The organism is Microbacterium sp. Z10_103 (assembly GCF_058310455.1).
Genome location: NZ_JBZEGK010000001.1, coordinates 3,291,940 through 3,313,486 on the forward strand (window position 1 = coordinate 3,291,940; position 21,547 = coordinate 3,313,486).

Annotated in this window: 20 protein-coding genes; 10 read left to right on the plus strand and 10 right to left on the minus strand. The window is 71.5% G+C overall.

Features of this window, described 5'->3' with window-relative positions; all coding sequences use genetic code 11:
- Window positions 1–155: 155 nt before the first annotated feature.
- A complete protein-coding gene (locus AC4FS2_RS16000; RefSeq protein WP_491177661.1) occupies window positions 156–935 on the plus strand; it encodes an SDR family NAD(P)-dependent oxidoreductase in 780 nt (259 codons plus the stop codon).
- Window positions 936–952: 17 nt separating this feature from the next.
- Here the strand turns inward: AC4FS2_RS16000 and AC4FS2_RS16005 are convergent, their stop codons facing one another.
- The 3 genes from AC4FS2_RS16005 to AC4FS2_RS16015 all read right to left on the minus strand — a co-directional run bounded on the left by AC4FS2_RS16005 (window position 953) and on the right by AC4FS2_RS16015 (window position 5,011).
- The gene (locus AC4FS2_RS16005; protein WP_491177663.1) at window positions 953–2,185 is read right to left on the minus strand and encodes an amidohydrolase; all 1,233 of its coding nucleotides are present in this window, start codon (window positions 2,183–2,185) and stop codon (window positions 953–955) included.
- Window positions 2,186–2,262: 77 nt separating this feature from the next.
- Entirely contained in the window at window positions 2,263–3,273 is a 1,011-nt protein-coding gene (locus tag AC4FS2_RS16010; RefSeq protein WP_491155175.1) for a LacI family DNA-binding transcriptional regulator, read from the minus strand.
- A 58-nt stretch (window positions 3,274–3,331) separates the two neighbouring features.
- On the minus strand, window positions 3,332–5,011 hold the full coding sequence (locus AC4FS2_RS16015; protein ID WP_491177665.1) for a glycoside hydrolase family 13 protein: 1,680 nt from the start codon (window positions 5,009–5,011) through the stop codon (window positions 3,332–3,334).
- Window positions 5,012–5,089: 78 nt separating this feature from the next.
- Here AC4FS2_RS16015 and AC4FS2_RS16020 point away from each other — a divergent pair, with 78 nt between their 5' ends.
- Window positions 5,090–5,620 carry an adenine phosphoribosyltransferase gene (locus AC4FS2_RS16020; RefSeq protein ID WP_491177667.1) on the plus strand — a complete coding sequence of 177 codons (531 nt, stop codon included), beginning with the start codon at window positions 5,090–5,092 and terminating at the stop codon, window positions 5,618–5,620.
- A gap of 303 nt (window positions 5,621–5,923) precedes the next feature.
- Here AC4FS2_RS16020 and hpxO read toward each other — a convergent pair whose 3' ends face one another.
- The 4 genes from hpxO to AC4FS2_RS16040 all read right to left on the minus strand — a co-directional run bounded on the left by hpxO (window position 5,924) and on the right by AC4FS2_RS16040 (window position 8,579).
- Entirely contained in the window at window positions 5,924–7,120 is a 1,197-nt protein-coding gene (gene hpxO / locus AC4FS2_RS16025) for an FAD-dependent urate hydroxylase HpxO (protein ID WP_491177669.1), read from the minus strand.
- A 7-nt stretch (window positions 7,121–7,127) separates the two neighbouring features.
- On the minus strand, window positions 7,128–7,463 hold the full coding sequence (gene uraH, locus AC4FS2_RS16030) for a hydroxyisourate hydrolase (RefSeq protein WP_491177671.1): 336 nt from the start codon (window positions 7,461–7,463) through the stop codon (window positions 7,128–7,130).
- Window positions 7,460–7,987, minus strand: coding sequence for a 2-oxo-4-hydroxy-4-carboxy-5-ureidoimidazoline decarboxylase (gene uraD, locus AC4FS2_RS16035; protein WP_491155166.1), 528 nt, complete (start codon window positions 7,985–7,987; stop codon window positions 7,460–7,462). Before uraD ends, uraH begins: the two co-directional genes overlap by 4 nt.
- Before the next feature lie 82 nt (window positions 7,988–8,069).
- Complete coding sequence (locus AC4FS2_RS16040; protein WP_491177673.1) at window positions 8,070–8,579, minus strand: CGNR zinc finger domain-containing protein; 510 nt, start codon at window positions 8,577–8,579, stop codon at window positions 8,070–8,072.
- Window positions 8,580–8,677: 98 nt separating this feature from the next.
- Here AC4FS2_RS16040 and AC4FS2_RS16045 point away from each other — a divergent pair, with 98 nt between their 5' ends.
- The 6 genes from AC4FS2_RS16045 (at window position 8,678) to AC4FS2_RS16070 (ending at window position 16,811) form a co-directional block, all read left to right on the plus strand.
- Window positions 8,678–9,538, plus strand: a complete 861-nt coding sequence (locus tag AC4FS2_RS16045) for an alpha/beta fold hydrolase (RefSeq protein ID WP_491177675.1) — start codon at window positions 8,678–8,680, stop codon at window positions 9,536–9,538.
- A gap of 211 nt (window positions 9,539–9,749) precedes the next feature.
- A complete protein-coding gene (gene allB / locus AC4FS2_RS16050; protein WP_491155160.1) occupies window positions 9,750–11,105 on the plus strand; it encodes an allantoinase AllB in 1,356 nt (451 codons plus the stop codon).
- Window positions 11,102–12,430 carry an acetamidase/formamidase family protein gene (locus tag AC4FS2_RS16055; RefSeq protein WP_491155159.1) on the plus strand — a complete coding sequence of 443 codons (1,329 nt, stop codon included), beginning with the start codon at window positions 11,102–11,104 and terminating at the stop codon, window positions 12,428–12,430. The genes allB and AC4FS2_RS16055 overlap by 4 nt, the downstream gene beginning before the upstream one ends.
- Complete coding sequence (locus tag AC4FS2_RS16060) at window positions 12,427–14,115, plus strand: AtzH-like domain-containing protein (RefSeq protein WP_491155157.1); 1,689 nt, start codon at window positions 12,427–12,429, stop codon at window positions 14,113–14,115. The genes AC4FS2_RS16055 and AC4FS2_RS16060 overlap by 4 nt, the downstream gene beginning before the upstream one ends.
- Window positions 14,116–14,311: 196 nt before the next feature.
- Window positions 14,312–15,508 carry a pyridoxal-phosphate-dependent aminotransferase family protein gene (locus AC4FS2_RS16065; protein WP_491155716.1) on the plus strand — a complete coding sequence of 399 codons (1,197 nt, stop codon included), beginning with the start codon at window positions 14,312–14,314 and terminating at the stop codon, window positions 15,506–15,508.
- A gap of 1 nt (window position 15,509) precedes the next feature.
- A complete protein-coding gene (locus AC4FS2_RS16070) occupies window positions 15,510–16,811 on the plus strand; it encodes an allantoate amidohydrolase (protein WP_491155156.1) in 1,302 nt (433 codons plus the stop codon).
- 124 nt (window positions 16,812–16,935) lie between these two features.
- Here the strand turns inward: AC4FS2_RS16070 and AC4FS2_RS16075 are convergent, their stop codons facing one another.
- A complete protein-coding gene (locus tag AC4FS2_RS16075; protein WP_491155154.1) occupies window positions 16,936–17,520 on the minus strand; it encodes a TetR/AcrR family transcriptional regulator in 585 nt (194 codons plus the stop codon).
- Window positions 17,521–17,569: 49 nt separating this feature from the next.
- On the opposite strand from AC4FS2_RS16075, the gene AC4FS2_RS16080 reads away from it, so the two are divergent.
- Together AC4FS2_RS16080 and AC4FS2_RS16085 are read left to right on the plus strand one after the other, a co-directional pair.
- The gene (locus AC4FS2_RS16080; protein WP_491155152.1) at window positions 17,570–18,526 is read left to right on the plus strand and encodes a quinone oxidoreductase family protein; all 957 of its coding nucleotides are present in this window, start codon (window positions 17,570–17,572) and stop codon (window positions 18,524–18,526) included.
- Window positions 18,526–19,230 (plus strand): SDR family NAD(P)-dependent oxidoreductase, encoded by a 705-nt coding sequence (locus AC4FS2_RS16085; protein WP_491155150.1) that lies wholly within the window; start codon window positions 18,526–18,528, stop codon window positions 19,228–19,230. Before AC4FS2_RS16080 ends, AC4FS2_RS16085 begins: the two co-directional genes overlap by 1 nt.
- Window positions 19,231–19,361: 131 nt before the next feature.
- Here AC4FS2_RS16085 and AC4FS2_RS16090 read toward each other — a convergent pair whose 3' ends face one another.
- Entirely contained in the window at window positions 19,362–20,090 is a 729-nt protein-coding gene (locus tag AC4FS2_RS16090) for a FadR/GntR family transcriptional regulator (RefSeq protein WP_491155148.1), read from the minus strand.
- A gap of 7 nt (window positions 20,091–20,097) precedes the next feature.
- Window positions 20,098–21,546: an aldehyde dehydrogenase family protein gene (locus AC4FS2_RS16095; protein WP_491155146.1), complete on the minus strand. Its 1,449-nt coding sequence runs from the start codon at window positions 21,544–21,546 to the stop codon at window positions 20,098–20,100.
- Between the last annotated feature and the right edge of the window lies 1 nt (window position 21,547).

A 21,547-nucleotide genomic window follows, 5' to 3' on the forward strand; every position in this document is an offset into this window, starting at 1 on the left:
CTCGTGGTCCTGCGGGGACCACTGTCACGGGGGCGTACCCACCCCACTGATACCGGCACCACCATGGATATCGGGCGGCAGATCGGGCGGGTAGGTCACGATCCGGTCGGCGCCACGAGGACCGGAGCAGCGGTATCTGAAGCAAGGAGGAGGACATGACCGGATTGGCTGTCGTCACCGGAGCGTCGTCGGGGATCGGCCGCGAGTATGCGCGCCGGCTGGCATCGCGGGGGACGGACGTCATCGCTGTGGGGCGGCGTCAGGAGCGCCTCGACGAACTCGCCACCGAGTTCCCGGACGTGGCGGTGCGGACCGTTGTCGCGGACCTGTCGACGCGCGAGGGAATCCAGGAGGTCATCTCCGTGGTCGGCGACCAGCCGGTGACGTTCCTGGTCAACAACGCCGGGGTCGCTCACTACAAGGCGTTCACCGAGCTGCCCGAGGAGGAGGCGGCCGAACTGGTGGGCGTGAAGGTGCTCGCCCCCACGCTTCTGACCCGCGCCATCACACCCGGGATGGTGGAGCGCGGCGCCGGGCAGATCGTCAATGTCGCGGGCATGATCGCCTTCAGCGGTCCTGCGACTCTCGAGCAGGTCGGGCTGCGACGTGCCGTGTACGCGTCGACCCTCGCCTACGCCCTCGCCTTCTCCCAGACCCTGAACGCCGAGCTGTCTCCGAGCGGCGTGAACGTGCAGGTTCTGCTGCCGGGCGTGGTCGCGACGGAGTTCCACGAACGACAGGGCATGGACCTGTCGGCCGTTCCGCGTATGACGGCCGCCGACGTCGTCACCGCCAGCCTCCGCGGCATCGACCTCGGGGAGACCGTCACCGCCCCCGGGGTGGAGCAGCATGCGCTGCTCGAGGATGTCTTCGCCGCCGACCTCGCCGCATTCGGTGCGCAGTCGCCGGAGCTGGCATCCCGCTACCGGGCCTGACCGGCGACGGGGCGCCGTCAGCCCAGGAACTCCCGGGCAGCGACGACGAGGTTCTCCACGCCGCGGTCGATCGTCGGCTGGAGGACCGGAGCGAAGAAGGGGGAGTGGTTGGTGGGGATGTCGCGTTCCACGGTGCCCGCCGCCACCGCCTCGCCATAGGCCTGCGGGTCGACGCCGCCCCAGAACCAGTACACCAACGGCACGCCGGAGTCCCGCGCGAACCAGGAGACGTCCTCGCTCCCGGTGAACATGCCGGGGTCGACGACACTGCCCGCCCCGAACGACCGCTCGAACGCCGCGACCAGGCGGGCCGTGGCATCCGCATCGTTGATGGTGGGCGGGAGGGTGTGGTCGGTGGAGATCACGGGCGGCACCTCGGCGCCGGATGCGGCGGCCTCGGCCCGCACGATGCGCTCGACCTTCTCCAGCACGCGGTCGCGGGCTTCGTCGTCGGGGTACCGCAGGCTCAGCTCCAGCCTCGCCTCCGCAGGGATGATGTTGTTCTTGAGCCCGGCGTGGATGGAGCCCACGGTGACCACGGCGACATCGCGCGGGTCGACCTCGCGCGAGACGATCGTCTGCAGCCGCATGACAGTGGCTGCCGCCATCACCACGGGGTCGATCGTGGAGTGCGGGCGCGAACCGTGGCCGCCGCGGCCGTGGAGGACGACGGTGAGCCCGTCGGATGCGGCCATCTGGGTGCCCGGGCGCACCCCGATCGTGCCGGCGGGAAGGGGGGTGAGGTGCTGGCCGAGCACGATGTCGGGCTTCGGGAACCGGGCGAGCACGCCGTCGGCGATCATGGCCTGCGCGCCGGCGCCGTACTCCTCGGCCGGCTGGAACACCGCCACCACCGTGCCGGACCACTCGCCCCGCGTGGCCGCGAGGCGCTGCAGCGCCCCGAGCATCGCCGTGACGTGCATATCGTGCCCGCACGCGTGCATGACGGGCACGCTGTTGCCGGCGGGGTCCACGCCGCGGGCCGTGCTGGCGTAGTCGAGGTTGGTCCGCTCCTCGACCGGCAGCCCGTCCATGTCGGCGCGCAGCCAGACGACCGGACCTTCGGCCTCGGAGCCGGCGGGCTGGCTGCGGATGACGGCCACGACACCGGTGCGCCCGACTCCCTCTTCGAACTCGATCCCGAGCTGGGTGAGGTGCGTCACGATCACGCCGGCGGTGCGCGTCTCCTGAAAGGACAGCTCGGGGTGTCGGTGCAGGTCGCGGTACAGGCTCTCGAGATCGATGCTCATCCCCCGAGCCTAGGGGGCGGCCCGGATCTCGCATGCGGGGTCGGGGCCCTCGTCACCCGCGTGCGACGGCGGAGGCGTCAGCGCTGGCGGGCGGTCGTGCCGCGCACGACGAGCTCGAACGGCAGACGCGCGGGGATGTGCGGGACGGATGCGGGGTCCTCGAGCCGGGTGAGGATCGCCTCGGCGGCCCGCTCTCCCTGGCCCAGCGGGAACTGGTCGATCGTGGTGAGCCGGAAGAATTCGCCGAGCTCGTGCCCGTCGACGCCGATCACTGAGAGGTCTTCGGGAACGCGGTAGCCGAGCTCGCGCGCGGCGAGCACCGCTCCGATGGCCATCTCGTCGGATGCGGCGAACAGTGCGGTGGGGCGCTCGCCGGGCCGCCCGAGCAGCTGCGTGGCGGCGCGGAACCCGCCCTCGATCGTGAAGTCCGCGGGCTCGTACAGTGCGGGCAGCGCCGGAATCCCCGCATCCGACAGCGCCTGCTCGAAGCCCTGTCGGCGCTGGGTGGGGATGTGGAAGTCGATGTCGAACTCGGGATTGGCCCCGATGTGCCCGATGTGAGTGTGGCCCAGCGAGAGCAGGTGTTCGGTGGCCAGGCGCGCGACGGCGACGTCATCCACGGTCAGTGTGGTCAGCTGCGGGTTGGGGCCGCCGATCGCGATCACGGGGATGCCGAGGTCGTGGAGGCGCTCGGACTCGTCGGCGCCGAGCTCGATGGAGATGGCGATGAGTCCATCGATGCGTCGCCGGCGCAGGAACGTCTCGAAGACCATGCGCCGCTCGGCGGGATCGGCCGTGACGCTGTACAGCGTGATGTCGTAGCCGCGCCGCATGAGCGCGGCCGCGATGCCGCTCAGGACGGTGCTGAAGAACCAGCGGTCCACGAACGGCACGAGCACGCCGACGTTGCGCGTTCGCCCCGATGCGAGGCTCGACGCCGAGGCCGACACGACATAGCCGAGGTTCTCGGCGGCGGCCATCACCCGGGTCCGGGTGGCCTCGGAGACGTGCCCGCGGCCGCTGAGCGCCCGCGAGACCGTCGCCGTCGACACGCCGGCCAACCGCGCGACCTCGTCGATGCTCACCATCGCCGGACTCCCCCCACGGGATGCTTCGTTCGCGCGCTCGTTCGGCCCGCTCGCCGCGTCAGTCCGCGGCGATCCAGACCGTCGTGTCGCCCGGGATGCCCTCTGCCGCGAGCGGACCGCTCGCGGCCACGAGCGTACCGGCCGGGAGCGCCACCGTGTCGCCGCCGACGTTCGCGATGACCGTCAGGTCGCCGTTGCGGAACGCCACGACGTCGTCGCCGAAGCCGTCGAGCCACTCCATCGAGCCGCTCCCGAGGCTCCGGGACCGACGCTCGGCGAGGAGGGTGCGGTACAGCTCCAGGGTCGACTCCGGGTCGCCGACCTGGGCTTCGCGGGCGAGTGCCGCCCACTCGGCCGGCTGCGGCAGCCAGGAGGCGCCGGTCTCGGAGAAGCCGTACGCCGGTGCGGTTGCGCTCCACGGGATGGGCACGCGGCATCCGTCGCGCCCGTAGCGCTCGCCCTGCGTGCGGAACCAGGTGGGGTCCTGCCGGCTGTCGTCGGGAAGGTCGATGACCTCGGGCAGGCCGAGCTCTTCGCCCTGGTAGAGGTACGCCGACCCGGGGAGGGCGAGCATGAGCGCGGTCGCGGCACGAGCTCGGCGGAGCCCCACCTCGGGGATCGGCTTGCCGGGCGACAGGGGGCCGAGGCCGGACCCCTGCGGGTTCTCCGCCGTCAGGGCGAGGCGCGACGCGTGACGGACGACGTCGTGGTTCGAGAGCACCCAGGTGCTCGGTGCACCGACCGCGGGGTAGGCCGTGATCGATTCGGAGATGACGGCACGCAGCTTGGCTGCATCCCACGCCGTCTCGAGGTACTCGAAGTTGAATGCCTGGTGCATTTCGTCGGGGCGTACCCACAGGGCCGTCTGCGCGACGCTGGGCATCCAGGCCTCCGCGCACAATGCACGGTCACCGTCGTACTCCGCGAGGAGCGTGTGCCAATCGCGGTAGATCTCGTGGACACCCGGCTGGCCCCAATACGGCACCGATGCTTCGTTGCCGCCCATGGACCCTGCCTGCGGGTCCGGCGTGTAGTCCGGAAGGCCCGCCTCTTTCACCAGGCCGTGCGCCACATCGACGCGGAACCCGTCGACACCGCGGTCGAGCCAGAAGCGCAGGATGCGGCGGAACTCCTCACGCACCTCCTCGTTCGACCAGTCGAAGTCGGGCTGGGACGCGTCGAACAGGTGCAGGTACCACTGGCCCGGGGCGCCGTCGGCTTCGGTGACGCGCGTCCAGGCGGGGCCGCCGAACACCGACTCCCAGTTGTTCGGGGGCAGTTCGCCGTCGGCGCCGCGGCCGTCGCGGAACATGTAGCGCGCGCGCTCGCTGCTGCCGGGGCCGGCGGCGAGGGCCGCCTGGAACCACTCGTGCTGGTCGGACGAGTGGTTCGGGACCAGGTCGACGATGATGCGGATACCGCGCTCGTGCGCACCGGCGAGCAGGTCATCGAAGTCGGCGAGCGTGCCGAACAGCGGGTCGACGTCGCAGTAGTCGGCCACGTCGTAGCCGGCATCCTTCTGCGGCGAGCGCTGGAAGGGGCTCAGCCAGATCGCGTCGATGCCCAGGTCGCCCAGGTCGCCGAGGTGGGCGGTGACGCCAGGAAGATCGCCGATGCCGTCGCCGGAGCTGTCCGCGAACGAGCGCGGGTAGATCTGGTAGATGACGGCGGTGCGCCACCACTCCGACCCCGGTGCGACGGTCGTTTCGGTGCGGGCGTCCTCCTGCGTGAAAGTCATCCCGCCAGACTACTGCAAGCGCTTGCAGGGAAGGCCGGAGCGCCGGGGTCCTCGACGTCTCGCGGGTAAGGTGGGCGCGTGCCCGAACGTCCTGCCGCCCTCGCGCGCGCCGAAAGCCTGATCGGCAGCATCCCCGACTATCCGGCTCCCGGCGTGGTCTTCCGCGACATCACGCCGCTGCTGGCGGACGCGTCCGCGCTGCGCACGTGCATCGATGCGCTCATCGCGCCGTTCGCCGGCGGCTTCGACGTGGTCGCCGGGATCGAGGCCCGCGGTTTCCTTCTGGCCGGAGCCGCCGCGATCGCGGCCGATGCCGGGCTCGTCCCGATCCGCAAGGCCGGCAAGCTGCCGCGCCCCGCCGCATCCGTCTCGTACGCGCTGGAGTACGGCACCGCCGACATCGAGATGCACGACGACCTCCCACCGGGCACGCGCGTGCTGCTGATGGACGACGTCCTGGCCACCGGCGGCACCATCGCCGCGGCCCGGGAGCTGGTGTCGACGCTGGGCGGCATCGTCATCGGCACGGCGGTGCTGCTGGAGATCGACGCCCTGGGCGGGCGCGACCTGCTCGGCGACGCGCCGCTGCACGCGCTCTTCTCGGTCTGATCCTCGCGCTGCCCGGTGCCCTCGCCCGGGCTTCCCCCGCGCGTGCTGTGCCCCTCCCGCGTCCCTAACTCAGGACGATCGGGCCTGCGGGCCGCGTGTCACCGGTGGCCAGGCTCGTTCGGCCTGAGTTAGGCGCGGTCGGGGCGTCTCCGGTCGCCCCTCGCCCGGGTTCGCGGTCGCGCCGCGCTCGTCGGGGCCACCTTGATCCGGGTTCGGATGCGGGACGCTGGGCCGTCCGAGTCTGCCGGCGGGATCCGAATCCGGGGGGGTCTGGGACCACCCGGCACCGCGCCGTGACCGCGGTCAGGCGAGGACGCCGCCGCCGAGGTTGACCGGACTGCCCTCGATGTTGCCGACGATGCCGCGGATGACGCCGGTGCCGTCTTCGCGGCGGAGGGAGTCGTACCAGGCCTCCGTCACGGCGGGGTCGAAGGCGTGGGTCTCCACCGCACGCTTGCGGGCACGCAGCACGAGGTCACCCGCCCGCTCCGACCGGATGCGCTGGTAGCGCACGAGCGCATCCTCGACGCCCAGGGTGTTCGTGGCGAACACGATGCCGAGCGCGAAGCTGTCCTCCAGCGCCGAGCACGCCCCCTGCCCGATGTCGGGCGTCGTGTTGTGGGCGGCATCCCCGAGGATCGCCACGCGTCCGCGCACCCACGTGTGGAAGGGGTCGATGTCCCAGATCTCCACGCGGTTGAGGGATGCCGCGGGGTCGATGGCGTCCAGGAGTGCCCGCACCCCCGGTGCGCCCCATCCGCCGAACGCGTCCTCGAGCGGCTGCTTCCCGTCCGCTTCGCGGTCGTAGGCCAGGCCGCTCGGCTGCGGCACGTCGACGAAGAAGTAGAAACGGTCGCCCCCGACCGGCATCACGGCGCACCGCTTGCCTTCCGCGACGTAGGTGGTCCACTGGTTCGCCGGGCTGATGCGCTCGTCGATCGGCACGAGCCCGTTGAAATTCGTGTACCCCGAGTACGTGCGCTCGGGCCGGGTCGCCGCATCCGCCGTGACGTAGTCACGCGTGAAGGATCGGGCGCCGTCGGCCCCGATCAAGAGGTCGCCGGTGTCGGTCGTGCCGTCGTCGAAGGTCGCCGTGACGGTGGTGCCGTCGTCGTGGATCCCCACGAGCCGCATGCCGAGATGGATGCGGCTCTGCCCGACGGTATCCATCAGCAGCGCCTGCAGGTCGGCGCGCGAGACGGGATATGCCTGCTGGCCGGTTCGCGTGGTGACGGGTTCGAGGCTGAAGCGGCACATCTGCTCACCGGTGTGGCCGTCGATGTAGGCCATGTCGTCCATCTGCCCGCCGAGGGCCGCGACCTCGTCGGCGAGCCCGAGCCAATTGAGCACCTTCACGCCGTTCGACCACAGCGACAGGGCGGCGCCGACGGGCTTGTTCTCGCGCATCTGGTCGTAGACGACGACGTCGTGCCCGAGGCGTTGCAGAGCGATCGCGGCACTCGTGCCGCCGATGCCCGCGCCGACGATCAGAACCTTCATGCGCCCCTCAACTGCCGCGGTAAGTGGAGTACGCGAACGGGCTCAGCAGCAGGGGCACGTGGAGGTGCCGCCCTGAGTCGTCGACCGTGAAGGTCACCGTCACGTACGGGTGGAACGTCTCGGTGCCGCGGGCGGCGAAGTACTCGCCGGTGCGGAACGTCAGGGCGTAGTCGCCGGGGTCGAGCCGGTCCGGCTCGAGGGCGAGGCGCCCGTCGCCGTCGGTCGTGCCCTGCGCGAGCACCGCGCCGAGGGCGTCGCCGGATGCGGCGGCGAGGACGACTGCGACGCCCGCGGCCGGTTCGCCGGTCGCCGCATCCAGGACGTGGGTGGTGAGCGAGCTCACTCGGCGTCCTCGGGGGTGGGGTCGCTGTCATCCGTGACGGCGGCGCGGAGGCGGAGCAGGGCGATCTCGGCGAGCTGCGCGGTGGCTTCCGCCGTCTCGACGTCGGGGGCGTTGCCCATGCGGCGCTGGAGCTCGGCGAGCATCGCGCTCGGCGTGCGTCCGGCCGCGCGGATGAGGAACACCCGTCCGAAGCGCTCCTCGTAGGCGGCGTTTCCCGCAGCGATCGCGGTGGCGACGTCGTCGCCGGCTGTCGACATCGACGCTTGCTCGCGGCGGGATGCGGCGGCCTCCGCGCCCGCGCCGCTGACCCGAGCGCCGATGCGCGGATGGTGGGCGAGCGCGGCCTCGAGGTCGGCGGGCGCCCACGTCGCCGCGAGGGCGCCGGCGTACGCAGCGAGGGCGTCGACGGAGGCGTACGGGCGACCGGCGACCACCGCATCCACCCACCCCGGCACGTCCGCCCACACGCGGACCACGGCCGTGGCGTCGGCCGGATCGGCCGTATTGAACTCGTCCAACTCCATGTCAGTCACGCTAGCGGTGCCGCATTTCCGGCTCGTGACACGACGGCCGGGCGGCGCACGCGTCGCACTCCTGGCGGCGGGCTCACGCGCCGCGTGAGGTGGCGCTCCGCTGGCGGCTCGCGTGGGCGCGGGCCTTCATCCGGTTTCCGCACGTGCCCATCGAGCACCATTTGGCGGTGCCCGGCCGGCTGTGGTCGACGAGGAACAGATTGCACTCGTCGTTGGCGCATGCCCGCAGGCGTCCGGGCAGCTCCGCCATCACGGCCGACCACGCCAGCGCGGCGCGCACTCCGAGGCGTTCGTCATCAGGTGCCTGCAGCTGCCACTGAACTCCGCCCGGTCCCACCTCCGGTGCCAGGGTGGCGCGGCTGACCACCGTGCCGAGCTCCTCCAAACGGTCGGTCTCGCCGCGGATGACCGCCTGCAGAGCGCCGCGCACGTGCTGGAGGTGGCGGGTCTCCGCCTTCGATCCCGTGCCGCCGAACCGCTGCGCGATCTGTGCACCGGCGGGGCTTTCCAGGACGTCGGCCGGCTTCCCCCGAACGACCGGCGCGCTGTTCAGCAGCGCCAACAGCAGCTCCTCGTCCTCCATCGCCTGCATCCCTCCGTGTCGCACCCTCGGGCTGGCTGCCGGGCGTGGTCCCATGCTAGCGTGCGGCTAACCGGTTAAACGATATTTAGGAGTTAGAGATGGCAACCGTTCACCACCGCACCGTGTCCGTCGGCGGCCTCGACGTGTTCTACCGTGAGGCCGGGCCGGAGGATGCGCCCGTCCTGCTCCTGCTCCACGGCTACCCCACGAGCTCCCACATGTTCCGTCACCTCATCCCGGCGCTCGCCGACCGCTACCGCGTGATCGCGCCCGATCACATCGGCTTCGGCCGTTCGTCTGCTCCGTCGGTGGACGATTTCGACTACACCTTCGATGCGCTCGCCGACGTCACGCGCTCGTTCCTCGAGGTCGTCGGGGTCACGAGGTTCACCATCTATGTGCAGGACTACGGCGCACCGATCGGCTGGCGGCTGGCGTTGGCGGACCCAGATGCGGTGGAGGGTGTGATCTCGCAGAACGGCAACGCATACGAGGACGGCTTCGTGCCGGACTTCTGGGCGCCGATCTGGGCGTGCGGCGCCGAACCGTCCGCGGAGAACGAAGTGGCCCTCCGGCCGGCGCTGGGGCGCGAGGCGGTGGAGTGGCAGTACACGCACGGCGTCGCGGACACGACGACGATCGACCCCGATGCATGGGAGCACGACCTCGCGCTGCTGCAGCGACCGGGCGTGGACCGCGCGCAGCTCCACCTGTTCGGCGACTACGCGACCAACCGCGCGCTGTACCCCGCCGTGCATGACTGGCTGCGCGCCTCGCAGACCCCGGTTCTCGCCGTGTGGGGCCGGAACGACGAGATCTTCGCCGCGGCCGGCGCAGAGGCGTTCCGCACCGACGTCCCGCAGGCCCGCGTCGAGCTGATCGACGGCGGCCACTTCCTCCTGGAATCCCACCTCGATGAGGTGGTCCGGATCATCCGGGACTGGCGCGCGGGCTTCTGAAACCCGCCCCCGGGCGCCCATCCTCCGGCTGCGCTCTGCATAACTCCTTTATTCCTGCATCACCGCGCCCCGCGCACCGCGGAAAGACGGCGGCTGCGGCCACAGCCGGGTTGGAATTGAGGAGTTATGCGCACGCGACGCGGCGCAGCCGCGGACCGAGAATGTTGCCGTGGGTAACATCCGGGAAATGCGGGAACCGTACGGTGGCGGCATGAGCACATTGGCCTCGGTCGCCGCGCAGCGCGTGTACCTCCACGGGGCATTCGTCCCGGCGACCGTCCGCGTCGCCGACGGCGTCATCACCGCTGTGGATGGCTTCGACCCCGGCGCCGACGTCGTCCTCGCCGACTCTCAGGTGCTGCTGCCCGGCCTGGTCGACTCGCACGTCCACCTCAACGAGCCCGGACGCACCGAGTGGGAGGGGTTTGCCACAGGAACCGCCGCGGCGGCGGCGGCGGGCGTCACCACGGTGCTGGACATGCCGCTGAACAGCATCCCGGTCACCACGACCGCCGAGGCCCTCGCCGTCAAGCGGTCCGCGGCGGCCGGGCAGCTGGCCGTCGACGTCGGATTCTGGGGCGGCGCCGTACCGGAGAACCTCGGTGCGCTGGCGGCCCTGGATGCGGCGGGCGTGGTCGGGTTCAAGTGCTTCCTGTCCCCGTCGGGCATCGACGAGTTCGGCCACCTCGACGCCGTCCAGCTCGAAGCCGCCCTCACGGAGATCGCCGGGCTCGGCAGCATCCTCATCGTCCACGCCGAAGACCCGGCGCACCTGCACGCCGACGGTCCGCTCGGCACGGACTACACCGACTTCGAGGCGTCTCGCCCGGCCGCGGGCGAGCGCGCGGCCATCCGAACGGTCATCGAGGCGTCTCGCCGCACGCGGGGACGTGCGCACATCGTGCACGTGTCGGATGCCGGCGCCCTCGAGGACATCCGAGCGGCGAAGGCCGAGGGCGTTCCGCTGACCATCGAGACGTGCCCGCACTACCTCACGCTCACGGCCGAGGAGGTGCCCGCCGGCGCGGCTGAGTACAAGTGCTGCCCGCCGATCCGCGACGCCGCGAACCGGGATCTCCTGTGGGAAGGAGTGCTCGACGGCACTGTGGACGCGATCGTGAGCGACCATTCGCCGTCCACACCCGCGTTGAAGGAGTCGCGCGACTTCGGTCTGGCCTGGGGTGGAATCTCGGGGCTGCAGACCGGCTTCTCCGCGGTGTGGACCGAGGCCCGGCGCCGCGGCATCCCGCTCGAGCGGATCCTGCCGCTGTTCACCACCGGACCCGCACGCATCGGCGGCCTCGGTGGGCGCGGGCGAATCGCGGCCGGCGAGCCCGCGCACCTGGTCGCCTTCGACCCGGATGCGTCGCACCTCGTGCGCGCCGCGGACCTGGAGTACCGCAACAAGATGTCGCCGTGGGACGGGCGGACGCTGCACGGCGCCGTCAGCACGACGTGGGTCCACGGGATGCCGGCCTACCGCGCCGGTGAGGGCGTCGTGGCGCGGGCGGGCCGTGAGATCCTGGCCGAGCCCGCGACGCTCGCCGGATGGGGGAACGACCGATGACGATCGAGATTCCGCAGGAGAGCGCTGAGGCAGCCTCGCCGGCGTTCGAGATCCTGCAGCCCGGCGTCGGCGAGACGCCCGGGGCGCACTACCTGCGCGCCACGCCCGACACCGTGCTGTGGGGCCGGTTGCCCTGCGTGACGGATGCGGCGGTGCTCACCATCGCGACCGGTGACACCGTGACGATCGACACCGTGAGCCACGAGGGCATCCTCGATGACCAGGGCAAGAACCCGGTGAGGTTCTTCGGCGGACACGGGGTGGCGGCATCCGCCGTGCTGGATGATGCGATCGCGATCGCTGCCACCGTGCCGAGGGATGCTGCATCCGATGGCCCGCACGTGGTCACCGGCCCCATCCGGATCGACGGCGCGAAGCCGGGCGACCTGCTCAAGATCACGGTCGAACGTCTGCAGCCGCGCGTGCCGTACGGGGTCATCTCCAATCGGCACGGGAAAGGCGCGCTGGTCGGGGAGCTGCCGCGCACGCCCGGGAGTGTGAGCGTGTTCGCCGCGGTGGAAGAGCGGGACGGCCGTCTCGTCGGCACGCTGCCCGTGACGGAGGGCGGCGAGCGCGTCGTCACCTTCCCGCTCGCACCGTTCCTCGGAATGATGGGCGTGGCGGTGGCCGAGTCCGAGCGGCCGCACTCCGTGCCCCCGGGTGCGCATGGCGGCAACATCGACATCAACCTCCTCGTCGAGGGGACCGTGCTCTACCTGCCCGTGCAGGTGGACGGCGCGCTCGCGTACATCGGCGACCCGCACTTCGCCCAGGGCGACGGGGAGGTCGCGCTCACGGCCCTGGAGGCTTCGCTGCGCGCGACCCTGCGCTTCGATGTCGTGCCGCGGGAGGAGGCGCTCGCCGAGTTCGGCGAGGTGACCGGACCCCTCGTCCGCACCGATGAATACCTCGTGCCGACCGGCCTCGATGTCGACCTCGATGAGGCGATGCGGCGGTGCGTACGCGCCGCGCTGTCGCTGATCCGGGCGCGGTGGGGGATGGACGAACACCTCGCCTACGCCTACCTCAGCGCCGCCACCGACTTCGACATCTCGCAGGTGGTCGACATCGTGTCCGGGGTCCATGCCCGCATCCGCGAGTCGGACTTCGCCGACGTCCCGCGCCCCGCCCGCCCCGCGTCCGCGTCCGGGTCCGCATCCGTGCCCGTGCCCGCGCCCGGGTCCGGTTCCGTGCCCGCGCCCGGGTCCGCGTTCGTGCCCACGCCCAGATCAGGAGAATCGACCGGAACAGGAGCATCCGGCCGAAACGGGCCTGTCTTCGCCACATCTCCTGAACCGGGCACGGCGACGGGGGACGGACGATGACGGATGCCGCGGAGTCCAAGACCGGCGCGGCCGACAGTCCGGCCCACACCCCGCCCCACACCCGGGCCGACAGTCCGGCCGACACCGCGGCCGACAGCGGGGCCGACATCCCGCCCGACCTCCGGCGGGCGTTCGAGGAGTACGAGCGCGCCGTGGTGGAGAACGACCTCGATGTGCTCGACGCGTCCTTCGCGCCGGGGCCGGATGTCCTCCGCGGGGACGGTGCCGGGCTGCTCGTCGGACACGACGCCATCCGCGCGTTCCGGTCGCAGCGCGGCGGCGTGACGCAGCGGAGCATCGACAGCATCCACTACCGGCCGCTCGCCGACGACGCTGCCCTTCTCATGTCAGTGTCGCGCTACTCCGGCGGCGGGCGAGGCCTGCAGACTCAGGTGTGGCAGCGCATCGATGGGCGATGGCTGGTCACCGCAGCGCACGTCACCCCGCGCGCCCCCGCCTTCGACCGGTCGGTGTGGCGGAGCGTGGGCGACCCGTTCTTCCAGGGCGCGTGGGAGGGACCGCTCGCGGGCCTCACCGTCGCGGTGAAAGACCTGTTCGCCGTCAGGGGCTTCCGTATCGGCGCGGGCAATCCGACGTACCTCGAGGAGGCGCGTCCCGAGACCACGACGGCACAGGCCGTGGCCGATCTGCTGCGGGCCGGAGCATCCCTTCGCGGGATCGCTCGCACCGACGAGTTCGCGTACTCGATCGCGGGCGACAACCCGCACTACGGCACACCGCCCAACGGCGCGGTGCCGGGCGCCCTTCCGGGCGGCTCATCGAGCGGGCCCGCCACCGCGGTCGCCACGGGCCAGGCCGAGATCGGCCTCGCCACCGACACCGCCGGTTCGATCCGCGTGCCGGCGTCGTACCAAGGGCTGTGGGGGCTGCGCACGACCCACGGACTGGTTCCGCGGCAGGGCCTCGTGCCCCTGGCGCAGTCCTTCGACACGGTGGGCTGGCTCGCCCGGGACGGCGACACCCTCCAGCGCGTCGCCGACTGGTGCCTGAGTTACGACGGGTCCGAATCGACCGAGAGCGTGTACGGCGCGTCCAGCGACGACCTCCCGTGGCGATTCCTCATCCCCGCGCCCGTGCACGCACAGGCCGAGCCGGCGACGCGCGACGCGTTCGATGCCCTCGTGGCGGCGCTCGCCGCGACGGATGATCCGCCCTCCGTCTCCCGCGTCGACGTCGGCGACCTGGGTGCCTGTGTCGAGGCCTTCCGCGCGGTGCAGGGCGCCGAGGCGTGGCGCAACCACGGCGAGTGGCTGCGCGCCCATCCCGGAGCCGTCGGACCGGCGGTCGCGGAGCGCTTCCGCGTTGGCGCGGCCGTGACTGCCGAAGAAGAAGCCGCCGCTCGCGTCACCCTCGAGAGCGTGCGTGCGCGGATGTCCGCACTCACCCGCGACGGCGTGCTCATTTTCCCGACCGTTCCGGGTCCGGCACCGCTGCGAACGGCGGATGCAGCGGCCATCGACGCCCTTCGCGCCGCGACGCTCCGCATGACGGCCCCGGCCGCCGTAGCGGGCCTCCCCGCCGTGTCGGTGCCGCTCCTGACCATCCCCACCCGGGTGGGGATGGCGCCCGTGGGGGTCTCGCTCGTCTCGCGTGCCGGCACGGACATCGCCCTCGTCCGGCTCGCCCGCCGCCTGGCAGCATCCTGGCCCGGAGCGGCCACGTGACCCCTGCCATGCTCGCCCGCACCCCGGTGCGGCCGCAGCGCGCTCGGGGCCGAAGGCCGGCGAGGGCGAACAGCACCCCGAACCCGAGCCCCGGCCCGAGCCCCAGCCCGAGCCCGAACAGCAACCCGAACCCGAACCCGGAGTACCCGTGACCGACACCGTCCCCGGCCCGATCGATCCGCCGACCCGGCTCCTCATGGGGCCGGGTCCGATCTCGGCGTACCCGAGCGTGCTCCGCGCCATGTCGGCGCCGCTCGTCGGCCAGTACGACCCGTTCATGACCGCGACCATGGCGGAGACCCAGGACCTCTACCGGCAGGTGTGGTCGACGCGCAACGACGCCACCGTGCTGATCGATGGCACGTCGCGCGCCGGCATCGAGGCGGCGCTCGTCTCCCTCATCCGCCCGGGGGACCGCGTACTCGTGCCGGTGTTCGGACGTTTCGGGCACCTCCTTGCCGAGATCGCGGAGCGGGCGCTCGCCGAGGTGCACACCATCGAGGTGCCGTGGGGTTCGGTGTTCCCGGTGTCGGTCATCCGCGCGGCGATCGAGCGCGTGAAGCCGCACGTGCTGGCGCTCGTCCAGGGCGATACGTCCACGACGATGAACCAGCCGCTCGATGAGATCGGCGAGATCTGCCGCGCGCACGGCGTGCTCTTCTACACCGACGCCACCGCCTCCCTCGGCGGCAACGAGTTCGAGATGGACGCGTGGGGCGTGGATGCGGCGACAGCGGGCCTGCAGAAATGCCTGGGTGGCCCGTCCGGATCCGCCCCTCTCACCCTCTCCGAACGCGCCGTAGCGGTGGTGCGCTCGCGCGCCCGCATCGAGGCGGGCATCCGCGAGGAGGGCGACCCGGATGCGCCGGATTTCGTCCGCTCGAACTACTTCGACCTCGGCATGATCCTCGACTACTGGGGTCCGCGGCGCCTGAACCACCACACCGAGGCGACGTCGATGCTCTACGCCGCCCGGGAATGCGCCCGCGTGATGCTCCTGGAGGGCCGCGCGGCCGTGATCGCGCGGCACCGCCTGCACGGCGAGGCCATGCTCGCTGGCGTACGGGGGCTCGGACTCGCGGTGTTCGGCGACGTCACCCACAAGATGTCCAACGTCGTCGCGGTCGAAATCCCTGAGGGCGTGCCCGGGGAGGCGGTGCGCTCCGCCCTCCTGGACGACTTCGGCATCGAGATCGGCACGTCGTTCGGACCGCTCCACGGCCGCGTGTGGCGGATCGGGACCATGGGGTACAACGCCCGCACGGATGCGGTGGTGCAGACTCTCGCGGCGCTGGAATCCGTGCTGCGCCGGTTCGGCGCATCCGTTCCCGCCGGAGGAGGCGTCGAGGCGGCCGAGGGCGTCTACGCCGCTGATGTGCCGGGCGGCGACTGACGTGCGTGCGCGCTTGCAGGTCGGACCCGACCGGATCGCCGCGGCGGCGGCTCGGGTGATGGCGCGGTGCGACGAGCTCGCGCGCGTCACCGCGACTCCCGGACGCATCGAGCGGGTGTACCTCTCCCCGGAGCACGCGCGGGTCAACCGCCTCGTCGCGCAGTGGATGCGGGAGATCGGCATGGTGTCGCGGCAGGACGCGGCGGGGAACCAGATCGGCCGCCTCGACCCGTTGGATGCGCCCCCGGGCGACGTACCCGCGCTGCTCATCGGCTCGCACCTGGACACGGTGCCCGACGCCGGACGGTTCGACGGCATCGCGGGAGTGCTCATGGGGCTCGAGGTCGTCCGGCTGCTGCGGGCGAGCGGCGAGGACGGGTCGGCGTACGCGCCGCTTCCTTTCGCCGTAGAAGTGATCGCGTTCTCCGATGAAGAGGGCACCCGGTTCGGCAAGGCTCTGCTCGGTTCGTCGGCCGTGGCGGGCACGTGGGATGACGCGTGGTGGGAGCTCACCGACCGCGACGGTGTGACGCTCCGGCACGCCGTCCGCGAGTTCGGGCTCGACCCGGGGCGCATTTCGGAGGCCGCGCGCCGCCCCGAGGAGCTCGTCGGATATCTCGAGGCGCACATCGAGCAGGGCCCCGAGCTTCACCGGCGCGGCGAGTCGCTCGCGGTGGTGTCATCCATCGCCAGCGCCCGCCGGTTCCAGCTCGTCGTCGAGGGCGAGGCGCGGCACGCCGGCGGCACCCCCTACGACATGCGCCGCGATGCGCTCCTGGGGGCGAGCGAGGCCGCGCTCGCGGTGGAGCGCATCTGCCGTGGCGAGCACCACATCATCGGCACCGTCGGTCAGCTGGAGGCGTTCCCGGGGGCGGTCAACATCGTGCCCGGTGAGGCGCGCTTCTCGCTGGACCTGCGCGGCGAGTTCGACGCACACCGCGACTCCGCGTGGGATGCCATCGCCCTCGAACTCGACGCGATCATGGGCCGACGCGGGCTGCGGTGGCGGGCATCCGAAGTGCACTCCGCGCCGGCGGTGTTCTGCGCACCCCTGCTGCAGGACGTGGTCCGAGCCGGCATCGGCGCTCTCGCACCCGGGGCCGACGATCCCGCGACGCTGTTCAGTCCCGCCGGGCACGACGCGATGGCGATCGGAGCGATCACCGAGGTCGGGATGCTGTTCCTCCGCAACCCCGACGGCATCAGCCACCACCCCGACGAGGCCGTGTCGGCGGAGGACGTGGGTGCCGGCATCCGGGCCCTGGCCGAGTCCGTGCTCCACCTAGCCGCCGAGCCCCGCTGACCCCCCCACCCGCGCCCACCCGCGCCCACCCGCGTTCGGCGAGAAACGACATTCCGGACGAGAAACGGCGCGACGCGTCCTGTCTCGTCCGGATCGTCGTTTCTCGCTCGGCGCCGAGCGCGGCTTACGTCGCCAGCAGGCCGTCGAGGCAGAGGTCCAGGCCCGCCTCGAGGTGCTCCGCGGTACCCGTGGACAGCAAGACCGTGACCCCGCCCTGGATCGCGGCGATCAGCGCCGCCGCGGTGCGGTGCGCGTCCAGCGACGGGTTCGCCTCACCCGCGGCCTGGGTCGCCTCGATCCCCGCTTCGAGACTGGCCTGCCAGCGCTGCACGAGTCCCGCGGTGACCGCACGAGCGCGGGGGCTGTACCGGCCCACGTCGGCGATCAAGACGGCGAGTGGGCAGTGCAGCCCCTGGTCCCGGTACTGCTGGACAATGAGGTCTCGCCACTGCTGCCACGCTGCGCGCGAGGTGAGTTCGCTCAGGTAGGGCATCTGGTCATCGAAAACTCGGGCGGCTTCGAATTCAGCGACGGCCAGCAGCAGCTGCTCCCGACCCTCGGGGAAGTAGTAGAAAAGCTGCCCCTTGCCCGTGTTGCTCCGAGCGCACACATCCTCGAGTGTCGTGTTGCTCGTGCCGCGTTCGCGAATCTCCTCCGCGGCTGCTTCGACGATGCGCAGGCGGGTCGCGACGCCCTTGAGTGTGCTCATGCGCGTAATTGTACTTGTGAGTACAATTTTGCCGCCATACGTTGCCCCCATGAGAAAAGTTGTCATATCCGAAGCAGGCGGCCCCGAGGTTCTTCAGGTGCAGGAACATCCCACCCCGCGCCCCGGTGCGGGCGAGGTCCTGGTCGACGTCCGGGCGATCGGCGTGAATTACTTCGACACCGCCATCCGAGCCCAACGCGTCGTCGAGGTGCCCGGCATGGAAGGCGCGGGCGTCGTGATCGAGGTCGGTGAGGGTGTGGACGAGTACGCACCGGGCGACCGGGTGGCGTGGCTGACGATCGACTCCCACGGCAGCTACGTCGAGCAGATCGTCATTCCCGTGCGCTACGTCGTGCCGCTTCCCGAGACGATCGACATTGAGACGGCTGCGGCAGTGCTCCTCCACGGAGTGACCGCGGACCACTTCGCCACCGCCTCCCACTCGGTACAGCCCGGTGACATCGCCCTCGTACACGCGGCGGCGGGCGGGGTCGGGCTCATGCTCACGCAGCTCATCAAGGCGCGCGGCGGCACGGTCATCGGGCTGGTCTCCCGCGAGGAGAAGATCCAGATCGTCAAGGATGCCGGTGCAGACCACGTGCTGGTCTCCACGGGCGGCGCGTTCCTGGACCGGGTGAAGGAACTGACGGGCGGCGAAGGAGTGCACGTCGTGTTCGACGGCGCCGGCGCGTCGACCTTCGACGCATCCTTGGATGTGCTTCGCACCCACGGCACGATGGTCTACTACGGGCCCCTCATCGGCGCGGTCCCCTCGATCAAGATGAACGAGATTCCTCGGAGCATCAAGATCACCTACCCCATCACGAACGACCACGTCCGCACGGCGGAAGAGATGAAGGCGCGCTCGTCCGAACTCTTCACCCGTGTCCAGCGGGGCGAGCTCACAGTCACCATCGCAAAGCGCTACCCGCTCGAGGATGCTGCCCAGGCGCACAAGGACATCGAGTCGCGCCGCACGACCGGCAAGATGCTGCTGATCCCGTGATGGACGACCAGAAACGCGTGGCGGTCGTGACGGGGGGAACGGGAGTGATCGGGGCCGCCATCGCCCGCGCCCTCCGCGCCGGAGGCTACGAAACGGTCGCGCTCGGCCGTCGCGGTGGCGACGTCCTCGCCGACCTGACGTCGGAGACGACGACGAAGCAGGCCGCCGCCGAGGTGCTCGACCGGTACGGCCGAGTCGATGTCCTGGTGCACGCCGCCGCCATCATCGACCCGATGTCGCTCGCCGAACTCGAGGCCGAGCGCTGGCGCACCCTCCTCGCGGTCAACGTCGAGGCGGGGCTGTGGCTCGCGCAGGCCTTCACTCCCGGCATGATCGAGCGGTCGTTCGGACGCATCGTCATGGTCGTGTCGGACTCGCTGTGGATCCCGCCGCAAGCCGGCGGCTTCCTGCCCTACGTCACCGCGAAGGGGGCGATGGTGGGGGCCGTGCGCGTCCTGGCGGCGGAGCTCGGCGCCCACGGCATCTCGGTGACTGCTGTCGCCCCGGGCCTGACCGAGACGCCGATGGCCCAGAGCGTCGTCGGCGACCCCGGGCAATTCGATGCCGTGGTCGCCGGGCAGGCGATGAAGCGCCGTCTCGTTCCCGAGGACACCGCGAACGCCGTCGCCTTCCTCGCCTCCGAGGGGGCAGAGGCGATGACCGGACAGGTGCTCGTCGTCAACGGCGGACTCACGATGCGCTGAGCCCGCAGCGCGCAGGGGCTGCGCGATGGCACCGAGAAACGACATTCCGGACGAGAAACGGCGCGGCGCGTCCTGTCTCGTCCGGATCGTCGTTTCTCGCCCACCGGGCAGAGCGCCGCAGCGCGCACGTGTCAGTCGGAGTACTCGCGGAGGAGCTGTTCGAACTCGGCGCGGGTCACCGCGAGGTGCTGCTGCATCTCGTCGGTGGCGCGCGGCGAATCGCCGTCCGTGATCGCTTCGAGGACGCGCGCGTGCCCTTCCAGACTCGCCTCCTTGTGGAAGCGGAAGCTGAGTAGGTCGACCGGTGCGAACATCTTCACGCGCGCGTCCTCGATCGCCCGGACGAGTTCGGGGTTGCCCGACGCGTGGGCCACCGCGAGGTGGAACGCGGTGTCGGCCAGCCGCGAGTCGGGGAGGGTCGTTGCCGCGGACAGTTCTTCCTGGGCTGACCGCATCAGTTCCAGGTCGGCCTCGGTACGGCGGACCGCGGCGAGCCCGGCAGCGGCGGCATCCACCACGCTGCGGAACTCCGCGAGCGCGAGGATCTCCTCCGTGCGCGTAGCGACATCGTCCAGGATGAGGCGTGGGTCCACGATCGACTCCTGGACGATCGCCCCGCCGCGGGCACCCCGGTGGATGACGACCTGCCCGCTGCCCTCCAGCACGCGCAATGCCTGCCGCAGGGTCTCGCGGGCGACGCCGAGCTGCTCGGCCAGGCGCCGCTCCGACGGCAGTCTGTCGCCGGGACGGATGCGGCCGAGGATGATCTCCCGCCGGAGGAAGTCCACGACCGCCTGATAGCCGGGAACAGAACGCACGTGCGAGGCGTCCGGCTCGCCGGGGTCGGGGTGCACGGTCATCCCTCCCTCACAGGGGCAGGCCGGGGGCGTCTGTCCCGACGATCCTCTTCCCTGCGAAGAAATCTAGTACGTCGGCATCGCCGTGCCCCCCGATGCCGGATTCCCCGAAGAAGCTCTGCACCGATTCGGCCGACATATCCAACAGGCTCGTCCCGTTGATCTTCACCTCGCCCGCCATCAGGAGTGCACCGAGCTCGATGCCGGCCCGCTCGTCCCTCGTGAACACGTAGGCGGCGAGGCCCACCTGCCCGCTGTTGGCCTTCGCGATGGCGCCGGCGACATCGTCGAAGGGCTCCACGGTGAGCAACGGGCCGAAGATCTCCCCCTCCGGTTCGAGATCTTCGCCGATGAGGAGGGTGGGCGCCACGAACCAGCCCTGGGCAGGAGGCCGCCCCACTGTGACTGCTCGCGCGCCCGCTGCGAGCAGGGCCTCGCGCTGGCGGTGCAGTTCCGTGCGCCGCCCCTCGAAGGCGACAGGGCCGAGCGTGGTCGTCTCATCCAGGCTGGAACCGATGACGAGGTTGCCCAACTCGCTCGCCAGCGCATCCACGAGTTCGTCCAGTAGTGGGCGCGCCACCAGTACCCGCCGCGGGGCTTCGCACCACTGGCCGGAGAGCTTCATCGCGCCTGCGACGAGGGCTTTCGCCGAGGCCGCCGGATCGGCATCGGCGAGAACCAGTGCGGCGTTCTGCGACCCGAGTTCGAGCCGCAGGCGGGTGAAGCGCGGTGCAGCGGCCGCCGCGATCGACCGACCGGTGGGCGTCGAACCGGTCATCGCGATCGATCGGATGCGGCGATCGGCGACGAGCGCTGAGCCGATGTCGGCACCACCCAGGACGAGGGAGACGACCCCTTCCGGGATGCCGGCCTCGGCAGTAGCCTCGACGACGAGCTGGGCACTCCACGGCGAGGCGGGCGAGGGTTTGAGCACCGCGGGCGCCCCGGCGGCGAGGGCGAAGGCGAGCTTCTTGGTCGCCATGGCCGACGGCGCATTCCAGGGGGCGATCAGGGCCGACGGACCCCACGGCACCCGCACCACGTGGACGTCCCGTCCTCCCGCGTCCAGGCGCTGTACGTCCCCCAGCGCGACGGCGCGGGCGGCAGCACCACGCACGGTGTCGCCGTTGCTGCCCGCGAACAGTCGCGTCACCGCGATCGGCACGCCCGCGTTGAGCGCGTCCAGACGCGCCATCTCCTCGACGCGCGCGTCGAGCCCGTCGGCCCACGCGTTCAGGAGCTCCGCCCGGCGCTGCACTCCGAGACCCGCCCAGCGCCGGTCCTCATGTGCCGCCGCCGCCGCGGCGATAGCGCGATCCAGCTGCTCGGGTGAGGACGACCGGCTGGGGGCCAGAGGTTCGCCGGTGTTCGGATCGTGCAGCGCCCGCTCGTCGGGGTCTGCCACGGCGCTGGGCTCTGCCGCCCCGCCGATCCACGTGCGCAGTTCCGGAAAGGTCACA

Bases quoted from the DNA above. Each gene is read 5' to 3' on its own strand.
- AC4FS2_RS16000 (WP_491177661.1), top strand. From the start codon at position 156: ATGACCGGATTGGCTGTCGTCACCGGAGCGTCGTCGGGGATCGGCCGC.
- AC4FS2_RS16005 (WP_491177663.1), bottom strand. From the start codon at position 2,185: ATGAGCATCGATCTCGAGAGCCTGTACCGCGACCTGCACCGACACCCC.
- AC4FS2_RS16010 (WP_491155175.1), bottom strand. From the start codon at position 3,273: ATGGTGAGCATCGACGAGGTCGCGCGGTTGGCCGGCGTGTCGACGGCG.
- AC4FS2_RS16015 (WP_491177665.1), bottom strand. From the start codon at position 5,011: ATGACTTTCACGCAGGAGGACGCCCGCACCGAAACGACCGTCGCACCG.
- hpxO (WP_491177669.1), bottom strand. From the start codon at position 7,120: ATGAAGGTTCTGATCGTCGGCGCGGGCATCGGCGGCACGAGTGCCGCG.
- uraD (WP_491155166.1), bottom strand. From the start codon at position 7,987: ATGGAGTTGGACGAGTTCAATACGGCCGATCCGGCCGACGCCACGGCC.
- AC4FS2_RS16040 (WP_491177673.1), bottom strand. From the start codon at position 8,579: ATGGAGGACGAGGAGCTGCTGTTGGCGCTGCTGAACAGCGCGCCGGTC.
- AC4FS2_RS16045 (WP_491177675.1), top strand. From the start codon at position 8,678: ATGGCAACCGTTCACCACCGCACCGTGTCCGTCGGCGGCCTCGACGTG.
- allB (WP_491155160.1), top strand. From the start codon at position 9,750: ATGAGCACATTGGCCTCGGTCGCCGCGCAGCGCGTGTACCTCCACGGG.
- AC4FS2_RS16055 (WP_491155159.1), top strand. From the start codon at position 11,102: ATGACGATCGAGATTCCGCAGGAGAGCGCTGAGGCAGCCTCGCCGGCG.
- AC4FS2_RS16060 (WP_491155157.1), top strand. From the start codon at position 12,427: ATGACGGATGCCGCGGAGTCCAAGACCGGCGCGGCCGACAGTCCGGCC.
- AC4FS2_RS16065 (WP_491155716.1), top strand. From the start codon at position 14,312: ATGGGGCCGGGTCCGATCTCGGCGTACCCGAGCGTGCTCCGCGCCATG.
- AC4FS2_RS16075 (WP_491155154.1), bottom strand. From the start codon at position 17,520: ATGAGCACACTCAAGGGCGTCGCGACCCGCCTGCGCATCGTCGAAGCA.
- AC4FS2_RS16080 (WP_491155152.1), top strand. From the start codon at position 17,570: ATGAGAAAAGTTGTCATATCCGAAGCAGGCGGCCCCGAGGTTCTTCAG.
- AC4FS2_RS16085 (WP_491155150.1), top strand. From the start codon at position 18,526: ATGGACGACCAGAAACGCGTGGCGGTCGTGACGGGGGGAACGGGAGTG.
- AC4FS2_RS16090 (WP_491155148.1), bottom strand. From the start codon at position 20,090: ATGACCGTGCACCCCGACCCCGGCGAGCCGGACGCCTCGCACGTGCGT.